The 8523-nt window shown below is 60.3% G+C and carries 8 protein-coding genes; 3 read left to right on the forward strand and 5 right to left on the reverse strand.

Features of this window, described 5'->3' with window-relative positions; translation table 11 throughout:
• From AAAB16_RS24060 to nfuA, 3 genes are all read left to right on the forward strand, one after another.
• Positions 1 to 2048 (forward strand): fatty acid cis/trans isomerase (locus AAAB16_RS24060; RefSeq protein WP_340665617.1); only part of this gene is annotated, 2048 nt, incomplete at its 5' end.
• Between the two features lie 147 nt (positions 2049 to 2195).
• Positions 2196 to 3221 carry an acyltransferase gene (locus AAAB16_RS24065; protein ID WP_340665618.1) on the forward strand — a complete coding sequence of 342 codons (1026 nt, stop codon included), beginning with the start codon at positions 2196 to 2198 and terminating at the stop codon, positions 3219 to 3221.
• A 65-nt stretch (positions 3222 to 3286) separates the two neighbouring features.
• Positions 3287 to 3871, forward strand: a complete 585-nt coding sequence (gene nfuA / locus AAAB16_RS24070) for a Fe-S biogenesis protein NfuA (protein WP_110617885.1) — start codon at positions 3287 to 3289, stop codon at positions 3869 to 3871.
• A 133-nt stretch (positions 3872 to 4004) separates the two neighbouring features.
• Here nfuA and AAAB16_RS24075 read toward each other — a convergent pair whose 3' ends face one another.
• From AAAB16_RS24075 to AAAB16_RS24095, 5 genes are all read right to left on the reverse strand, one after another.
• Positions 4005 to 5171: an MFS transporter gene (locus AAAB16_RS24075; protein ID WP_340665622.1), complete on the reverse strand. Its 1167-nt coding sequence runs from the start codon at positions 5169 to 5171 to the stop codon at positions 4005 to 4007.
• A 33-nt stretch (positions 5172 to 5204) separates the two neighbouring features.
• On the reverse strand, positions 5205 to 5456 hold the full coding sequence (locus AAAB16_RS24080; RefSeq protein ID WP_340665619.1) for a DUF1272 domain-containing protein: 252 nt from the start codon (positions 5454 to 5456) through the stop codon (positions 5205 to 5207).
• Between the two features lie 58 nt (positions 5457 to 5514).
• On the reverse strand, positions 5515 to 6591 hold the full coding sequence (locus AAAB16_RS24085) for a GlxA family transcriptional regulator (RefSeq protein ID WP_340665623.1): 1077 nt from the start codon (positions 6589 to 6591) through the stop codon (positions 5515 to 5517).
• A gap of 191 nt (positions 6592 to 6782) precedes the next feature.
• A complete protein-coding gene (locus tag AAAB16_RS24090; protein WP_340665620.1) occupies positions 6783 to 7907 on the reverse strand; it encodes a DNA topoisomerase IB in 1125 nt (374 codons plus the stop codon).
• A gap of 13 nt (positions 7908 to 7920) precedes the next feature.
• Positions 7921 to 8523, reverse strand: a 603-nt coding sequence (locus AAAB16_RS24095) for a YetF domain-containing protein (protein ID WP_340665621.1), incomplete at its 5' end; no start/stop codon positions are given.

Consider the following 8523-nt stretch of genomic DNA (forward strand, 5'->3'; position numbering starts at 1 on the left):
CCAGCCGTTTGTTTCTCGATGCCCATGGCCCGCTGGCTTGGCGGCGCAAAGGCTTTTACTCGGTAATCGACGCGCAAAGCGGCCAGGCCGCCTTGATGGCGCGCATGTTGGAGCTGGGCCAGCAAAAGCCGGTGGAGCCCAACGCCAAGCTGCCGGATAGCATCACCATTGGCGTCGACCGCGCTAACCAATGCCCGGCGCCAAACGAGTTCAACAGCTACGCCAACACCCACGCGCTGGAAGGCATGCCCATGGGCGTGACCGGCCTGACCCCGACTGAGCTAAAAACCCTGCAAGGCTGGCTGGCCGCGGGTGCGCCGATGGATCAGCAAGCGTTGCAGGCCAATGCGCTAGAGCTGGGGCAAATCAAGCAGTGGGAAGACCTGCTCAATGCCCCCGGCGCGCGGGAGAGCCTGGTGGCACGTTGGCTGTACGAGCATTTATTTCTGGCCCATTTGTATTTTCAGAACGGCGATAACCGCCACTTCTTCCAAGTGGTGCGCTCACGCACGCCGAGTGGCCAGGCTATCGACCCCATCCCCAGCCGCCGCCCCAACGACGACCCCGGTATCCAGTTCTACTACCGGCTGACGGCGGTGCAGGGCGTGATCGTGCACAAAACCCATATCACCTACCCGTTAAGCCCGCAGAAACTGGCGCGGGTGAAAGAGCTGTTTTACGGCAACGACTGGCAGGTGCAGGCCTCGCCTGGTTACGGCCCACAGCGCCGCGCCAACCCGTTTGAAACCTTCGCCGCCATTCCGGCCAAGGCGCGTTACCAGTTCATGCTGGAAAACGCCGAATACTTTGTGCAGACGTTTATCAAAGGGCCGGTGTGCCGGGGGCAGATTGCTACCGACGTAATCCGCGATAACTTCTGGGTGTTCTTTCAAGACCCTGATCACGACCTGTTTATCACCGACCCCAGCTACCGTGGCCAGGTCACCGAACAGCTGGCATTGCCGGGCCAGCTCGATGACCTCGGCGCCACCTTGAGCCTATGGCGCAGCTACCGCGACAAGCGCAATGAGTACGAAAGCGAGCGGCAAAGCGCCTATGCTGAGGCCCCCGCGCCAAGCTGGTCGCATATCTGGGCAGGCAACGACAACGCGGTGCTGTCGATCTTTCGCCACTACGACAGCGCCACGGTGAAAAAAGGCTTGATAGGGGAAATACCGCAAACCATTTGGTGGATGGATTATCCGCTGCTGGAGCGCACCTATTACCAACTGGTGGTCAATTACGACGTGTTCGGCAACGTCTCGCACCAAGCGCAAACCCGGCTGTATTTCGACTTGATCCGCAACGGCGCCGAGCAGAACTTTCTGCGCCTGATGCCGCCTGATTCGCGCGAGGCCATTCTCAGCGATTGGTACCAGAACAGCGGCAAGCTCAAGATGTGGATGGACTACCAAGACATCGACGACGACAGCCCCACCGGCCTGCAACTGCCTGAGGTCAACGCGAAAAACATATTCGCCACGCAACTGCTGGCGCGTTACGCCGGCTTCAATATGCGCCCCGACCCGATCAACCGTTGCGAAACCGGCAACTGCTACCGACGCAACTTCCCCAAACCGCAGCAAGACGCCGAGCAAGCCCTTAGCCGCCTGACCAACAAGCCAGGGGCCGGCTTAAAGGTGATTCAACAACTGCCGGAAGCAACCATGTTGCGGGTGGAAGAGGGCGACGGCAACGTCGATTTCTACAGCCTGCTGCGCAACCGCGCCCACAGCAACGTGGCCTTTATGATGGGCGAAAGCCTACGCTACCAGCCGGGGCTGGACACCCTTACGGTGTTCCCGGGTGTGATGAGCAGCTACCCGAACTTTATGTTCAACGTGCCGGTGGCGCAGGTGCCGGAATTTGTCGCCGCTATGGAGCAAATAAAGGATGCGCCGGCGTTTGAGGAGCTGGTGCAGCGCTGGGGCGTACGCAGGAGTCACCCGCAGTTCTGGCGCTACTTCCACGACCTGGATCGCTATATCCAACGGACCGAGCCGGTAGAGGCGGGCGTACTGGATATGAACCGCTATGAGAATTTGTAGGCTGTCCAGGTAGGTTGGGTCGATCCGCGTTCGGTGAGCGCAGCCCGCCCCAACCTACGTTGTGCGCCCCACCGTTTGATTTATGGACCTTTTCTCCCCCCGCTCGGGTCAACCCTTTAACAAGAGTTAGAGGCTGGGAGCAGGTTTATGCTGATTTCACTGCAAGCGCTACGGGCGTTAGCGGCGTGGCTGGTGGTCGGACACCACATCATGCAGGTGTTTTTTGATTTCAAGGCGGACAGTGCCTTCGGGCAATTTTTTATCGACAAGGGCGCCGTCGGCGTCGACATTTTTTTTGTGATTAGCGGCTTGGTTATCTACTTGTCCACCCAGGGCAAGGACATGGCTGCCGGGCGCTTCCTACTCAACCGCGTGCTGCGCATCGTGCCGGCATATTGGTTGTTCTCGCTGCTCGCCGCTTTGCTGATTGTTTACGCCAAACCAATGATGCCGGGGCAGAGTTTCGACCTGCAGCATTTCATCTTGTCGCTGCTGTTTATCCCGGCCAGCAACCCGGCCGGCTATGGCCTCTACCCCACGCTGGCCGTGGGTTGGACCCTCAACTACGAGATGTTTTTCTACCTGCTATTCGCCCTTGGTTTTAGCGTGCCGGAGCGTTTTCGCTTATGGCTGATTGCCGCAGCGATTTTTCTGGTGAGCGCGGTGGCGACTCAGCAGAGCTGGGTGAGCGACTTTTACCGCAACAGCATCGTCTACGAATTTCTCTTCGGCGTAATGCTCGGCATGGTCTATCAACGCGGCTGGATTCGCCCCGGCAGCCTGTTGCCAGTGCTGGTGATTATCTGCTCGCTGTTGGCGATTTATCACCTGAACACCGAAATGCGTGTGTTGCATTGGGGCGTACCGAGTGCGCTGATCGTGGCCAGCTGTATTTCCCTTGAAAGCTACTTCCGCGGCAACCGCGTGCTGAAATCGTTGGGCGACTGTTCGTACTCGGTGTATCTGGTACATGTGCTGGTGCTGTCGCTGGGCTGGTACCTTACCCAGCGCTACGACCTGAACATTTACTGGATGATCGGCGCCTGCATTCCGGCTATCGTGCTTGCCTCCTGGGGCAGCTACGAACTGATCGAGAAGCGGTTTTTCCAACAGGCCAAGGTGTGGCTGGATAACGAAAACCCTGCACCGAGCAGGGCGGCTATTCCTGACTAATTTACTGGGGCTTTATTCACAAGCCCCAAGGGCGTAAACTGCGCCCATGTTTGCGAGGAGTTGCCATGAGCGCCATCACCATTACTGAAGCTGCCCACGATTATTTAGCCGACCTGCTGAGCAAGCAGAGCACCCCAGGCATTGGTATTCGTGTGTTCATCACCCAGCCGGGTACCCAATACGCCGAAACTTGCATCGCTTACTGCAAACCCGGCGAAGAAAAGCCGGAAGACAAAGCCGTCGGGCTAAAAAGCTTCACCGCCTATATCGACGCCTTTAGCGAAGCCTTTCTTGAAGACGCGGTAGTTGACTACGCCACCGACCGCATGGGCGGCCAACTGACCATCAAGGCGCCCAACGCCAAAGTACCGATGGTCAACGAAGACAGCCCGGTCAACGAGCGCATCGCCTACTACCTGCAAACCGAGATCAACCCAGGCCTGGCCAGCCACGGCGGCGAAGTCAGCCTGATTGACGTGGTCGAAGACGGCATTGCCGTGCTCAAGTTTGGCGGCGGTTGCCAAGGCTGCGGCCAGGTCGACCTGACGCTCAAAGAAGGCATCGAGAAAACCCTGCTCGAGCGCATTCCAGAACTCAAAGGCGTGCGCGACGTAACTGACCACACGCAGAAAGAAAACGCTTACTACTAAGTGGCGGCAAGTAAAAAGGCGACCCTTGGGTCGCCTTTTTCATTTGCAGGCAAGTGCGTAAGGTGTGCTGCGCGCAGCGTTGCGATACCGCATAAACCGCAACGGTGCGCACAGCGCACCCTACGATCAGACGCTACACCTGGGTAGCGCAACGCCGCGCCGGCAGCAGCATCAACAGCGCCACCCCCACCAGCGGCAACACGCCAATATTGATCGCCGACCACCCAAGCCCGGTAATCAAGGCGCCTGAAGCAAATGAAGCACAGGCCGCTACTGAGCCATTGACCAGTTCCATCAAACCTTGCGCTTGGCCGCGTTCGGCCGGGCTATGGCCTTCGGCCAACAATGTTGTGCCGGCAATCAACGCCAGGTTCCAGCCCAGGCCGAGCAAAAACGAGCTGATTAAAAAGTGCGGGTGGCTTCGGCCGGACAACGCCACCACGGCGCTGATCAGTAAGATGCTGCCGCCGACCACCGCCACCCGACGACTACCCAGGCGGTCTACCAGTGGCCCGGCGACAAACGCCGGCAGAAACATACCGAGCATGTGCCACTGAATCACCCCGGCGCTGGTGGCCACATCAAAACCGCAAAAACTCATGGCTAGCGGCGTGGCGTTCATCACCAGCACCATCAGGCCGTGACCGATGGCGGTGGTGGCGATGGCAGCACGTACCAACGGCCGGGCCAGCAGTTCACGCATGGCCGCCAGGCCGGCTTTGCCCGGCGCTGGCGCAGCGCCTTCGCGCAGTTGGCTGACCAGCAAAAAACCCAGCGCGGCGAGTACGGCGATCATCAGGTAAGCGCCCATATACGGCGTACTCAGGGCATTACGTGACCACAGCGCCAGGCTTGGGGCGAGCAGTGCGGCGAGTACGCCGCCGCTGATGACATAGGCAGTGGCGCGGCCTTTTTGGTTGTCGGCCACCGACTCCAGCGCGGCAAAGCGGTAGTACATCGCCGAGGCTTGGTATGCGCCAATTGGCAAGGCACCCAGGCAGAACACGGTGAAGTCGCCAATACCGACGCCCAGCGCACACAGCAGGCCGCCCGCCACGCCACCGGCGGCGCCAAGCATCAGCCCTGGCCGCCGGCCGTGGCGCTGCATAAACAGCGACAACGGCTGCACGGCAAGCAAATTACCCAACACCAGCAACGCCAGCGGCAACGTCGCCAGCACGTTGGTCGGCGCCAGTTGCAGGCCGACCAGCGAGGTCAGGGTGATACCAATCAACGAACAAGACCAATACAGGGCCTGGCCGCCAAACAGCAGGCGAACGGACGCATTGCGCAGCAGCAACATGGTGGTTTCCTTGCGGGAGGGAGCTGGGGTTTAGCCGGCCTTGGCGCAGCCTGAAGGCTTAAGCACGCGCTCGGTGGACGCTGGGTTATTGACCAGCTTCGCCGCCGGCCGACGTGGCCGTTGCAGCAGTTCGCCGCCGCAGTTGGGGCAGCCGCTTTCGGCTAAGTGGGTTTCAGCACAGTCGCGGCAGAAGGTGCATTCAAAGGTGCAGATGCGCGCATCGACCGAGTCCGGCGGCAGGTCGCGGTCGCAGCATTCGCAGTTGGGGCGTAGTTCGAGCATGGTGAGTTCCTTAGGTTGGGCGAGATACGGCGGTTGGCTTGCGATTCTGGATCCCCGCCTAGGCGGAGATGACGGTAGTTCTAGGGCGGTCACCGTCGCCTCCGCGCAGGCTAGGGGGCAGAATTTCAGCAGGGCTACCACTACCAAAGCGCTGCATATATTCCTGCGGGCTGACGGCGAGATGTTTATGAAAGGTGCGGCGCAAATTTTCCGGGTGACCAAAGCCGGTCAACCGCGCCACGGTGCCTATCGATGCTTGGGCATCCTGCAATAGCGCCCGCGCCGCTTCCAACCGCAGGCGTTCCACATACTGCCCAGGGCCCATCCCCAATTCTTGGGTAAACACCCGAGACAGGGTGCGCGGCGTTAGCTTGGCCTGCTGTGCCAACGTCTCCAGCGACAGCTCGGCGCCGAGGTTGGCCGGCAGCCAATCCAGTAACGCGGCCAGGCGCGGCACCCGGCTCGGTTCTGGCGTCAGCAGGGCGCTGAACTGGCTCTGGCCACCGGGGCGCCGCAAAAACATCACCAGGCGCCGCGCCACGCTCAAGGCCATGGCGCGGCCCAAATCGGCCTCTACCAGCGCGAGGGCCAAGTCGATGCCCGCGGTCACCCCGGCTGAGGTAAACACATGGCTGTCGCCGTCCTGATCACGCGGGTCGTAGGTGTGCAGGCGATCGCTTTCAATCAACACATTCGGGTAGCAACTGCGCAGCTCATCAACGTCGGCCCAATGGGTAGTGGCCTGGCGTCCATCCAGCACGCCAGCTGCCGCCAGAATCAGCGCGCCGGAGCAGATCGACCCCAGGCGCCGCACCTGCGGCTCCGCCTGGTGCAGCCAGGCCAGCAGCTCGCGGTCTTGCGTCTGTGCATCAACCCCCAGGCCGCCGGGAACCAGCAACGTATCCACGCGGGATACGTCCAGCTCATGCCAAGGGCGGTCGACGCACAGGCGCATACCGGCCGAAGTCGCGACGGGATTGAGATCGGCGCCCACCAGCAGCAATTCATAAAACGCCGGCAAGCCCTGGCGGCCGCGCTCAACGTTGGCGGAGGCAAGCACCTGCATCGGCCCGGTGACGTCCAGGCTCATAACCTGCGGGTACACCAGGCAAGCGACGGTGCGCAGGGATTCCAGGGGGGATTGTTTAGCCATCAAAGCGGCACCTTGTAAACGATGGTGCCATTCTGTCGCGCGAAGGGGCTGGCAACAATGACAATAAGCCCACAGATCTTGCCAATTAATGCCAGTAGTGTGTGCTGCGCGCACCAAGCGATTTTCCCGATATCGCCTCAACCTCCTACGGAGACCGGGACGAGGAACGGTATCTACGGCTTGGTGGTCGCCGTATCTGCCTGCACCATTTCCAAAAAGCGCATCAACGTCACTTCCTCGGGGCGCAGGCCTTTGCGGGTGCGGGGCTTACCCAGCTTGCTTAGCTCATCGGCCACAAACGCCTCCAACACCGCCGGGTGCACGTAGCATTTGCGGCAAATGGCCGGGGTATTGCCCAGCTGGCTGGCCACGCTTTTGATCACTTCATTAACCACGCGTTTCTGCTCGGTGGCCGAGCGCTCTTCAAACGGCAATTGCCGCAGTTGGTCCAGCGCTAGCGCCGTTCCGGCCCAAGTGCGGTAGTCCTTGGCAGTAAAATCTTCACCGCTTTGTTCTTGCAGGTATTGGTTGATATCCGAGGAGGTCACCACGCGGCGCTGCTTGTCATCATCCAGGTACTGAAACAAGTGTTGGCCGGGCAGTTCAAGGCAGCGGCGAACGATGCGCGCCAAGCGCGGATGCTGCAGGCTGACCTCATGCTCCACGCCGCTTTTGCCGCGAAAGTTAAAGCGAATACCGGTGCCTTTAACCTCAACATGGCGGTTGCGCAGGGTGGTAAGGCCGAACGATTTGTTGTCCCGTGCGTATTGGGTATTGCCGACGCGAATCAAGGTCGAATCCAGCAGCGCGACCACGGTGGCGACCACCTTGTCGTGGCCTAAGCCCGGCAGCTGCAAATGTTCGTCAATGCGCGTGCGTAACTTGGGTAGTGCCCGGCCGAACTCGAGCAGGCGCTCGTATTTGTCGGCGTCACGAATCTCGCGCCAGCGTGGGTGGTAGCGGTACTGTTTACGTCCACGGGCGTCGCGGCCGGTGGCCTGCAAATGGCCCTTAGGGTCGGGGCAAATCCACACGTCCTGATAAGCCGGGGGAATCGCCAGTTTGTTGATGCGCTGCACTTCATCGGCATCGGTAATGCGCTCGCCGTCGAGGTCGAAGTAAACGAATTTGCCGCGCAGTTTGCGCCGGCGAAACCCCGGCTGGCTGTCGTCTACATAATGCAAATCCGGCGGCAGAGCTGGACAGAGCAGGGTGCCGGTATCGACACCCTCATCAGTGGGCAACGGCCGCTTGCCCTTGGCCAACGGCAATACTTCGGGGTTTACCGCGCTGTTCATAATCGCTGCCTCGTTATGCCGGGGAATGCATCGGCGTGCTAATCGCTTCGCTCCATTCTTGATGGTCGCAGCGGGTACAGGTGCGGCTTTCGCCGGCTTGTAACGGCGTGGTGTTGCCACAGGCGGTGCAGGCATATAAACCAGTGGTGGGCACCTGACGATATTGCTGACGCAGCGGGCTCGGCAGCACCGACAAACCGGCCCGCAATTGGTCTTCGGGCTGGAAATACAGGCTTACGTCGCCGTTGACTTCCATGATGCCAATACGCACCTGGCCGAGGTGTTCCACGCCTTTCTGGCGCAGCTCCATAAAGAACTCGTCGGTGGAAATATTCTTGCCCTCCAGCGTCGGCACATCGCACACACCGTCTTTGATGATCACCGCCGGTTTGCCCTCCAGCCAATCGCCAAAACGCGGCAAGCGTTCCATGGCATAGGTGGTGACGCGGTACATCAGCAGCAGGGTGGCGAATACCACCGCTACTGGCAGCAGCGGCACATCGTCATAGAAGGTCACATCGCCCGCCGCCGAGCCCAAGGTTAGGATGACCACCAGCTCAAATAGCGACAGCTGCCGCACGCCACGGCGCCCGGAAATTTTCAGAAAGCTGAATAC

The organism is Pseudomonas sp. (assembly GCF_037994325.1).
Lineage (GTDB): Bacteria > Pseudomonadota > Gammaproteobacteria > Pseudomonadales > Pseudomonadaceae > Aquipseudomonas.

Excerpts from the sequence above, each read along its gene's own strand:
- AAAB16_RS24090 (WP_340665620.1), bottom strand. The coding sequence starts at position 7,907 with ATGAACAGCGCGGTAAACCCCGAAGTATTGCCGTTGGCCAAGGGCAAG.
- AAAB16_RS24065 (WP_340665618.1), top strand. The coding sequence starts at position 2,196 with ATGCTGATTTCACTGCAAGCGCTACGGGCGTTAGCGGCGTGGCTGGTG.
- nfuA (WP_110617885.1), top strand. The coding sequence starts at position 3,287 with ATGAGCGCCATCACCATTACTGAAGCTGCCCACGATTATTTAGCCGAC.
- AAAB16_RS24080 (WP_340665619.1), bottom strand. The coding sequence starts at position 5,456 with ATGCTCGAACTACGCCCCAACTGCGAATGCTGCGACCGCGACCTGCCG.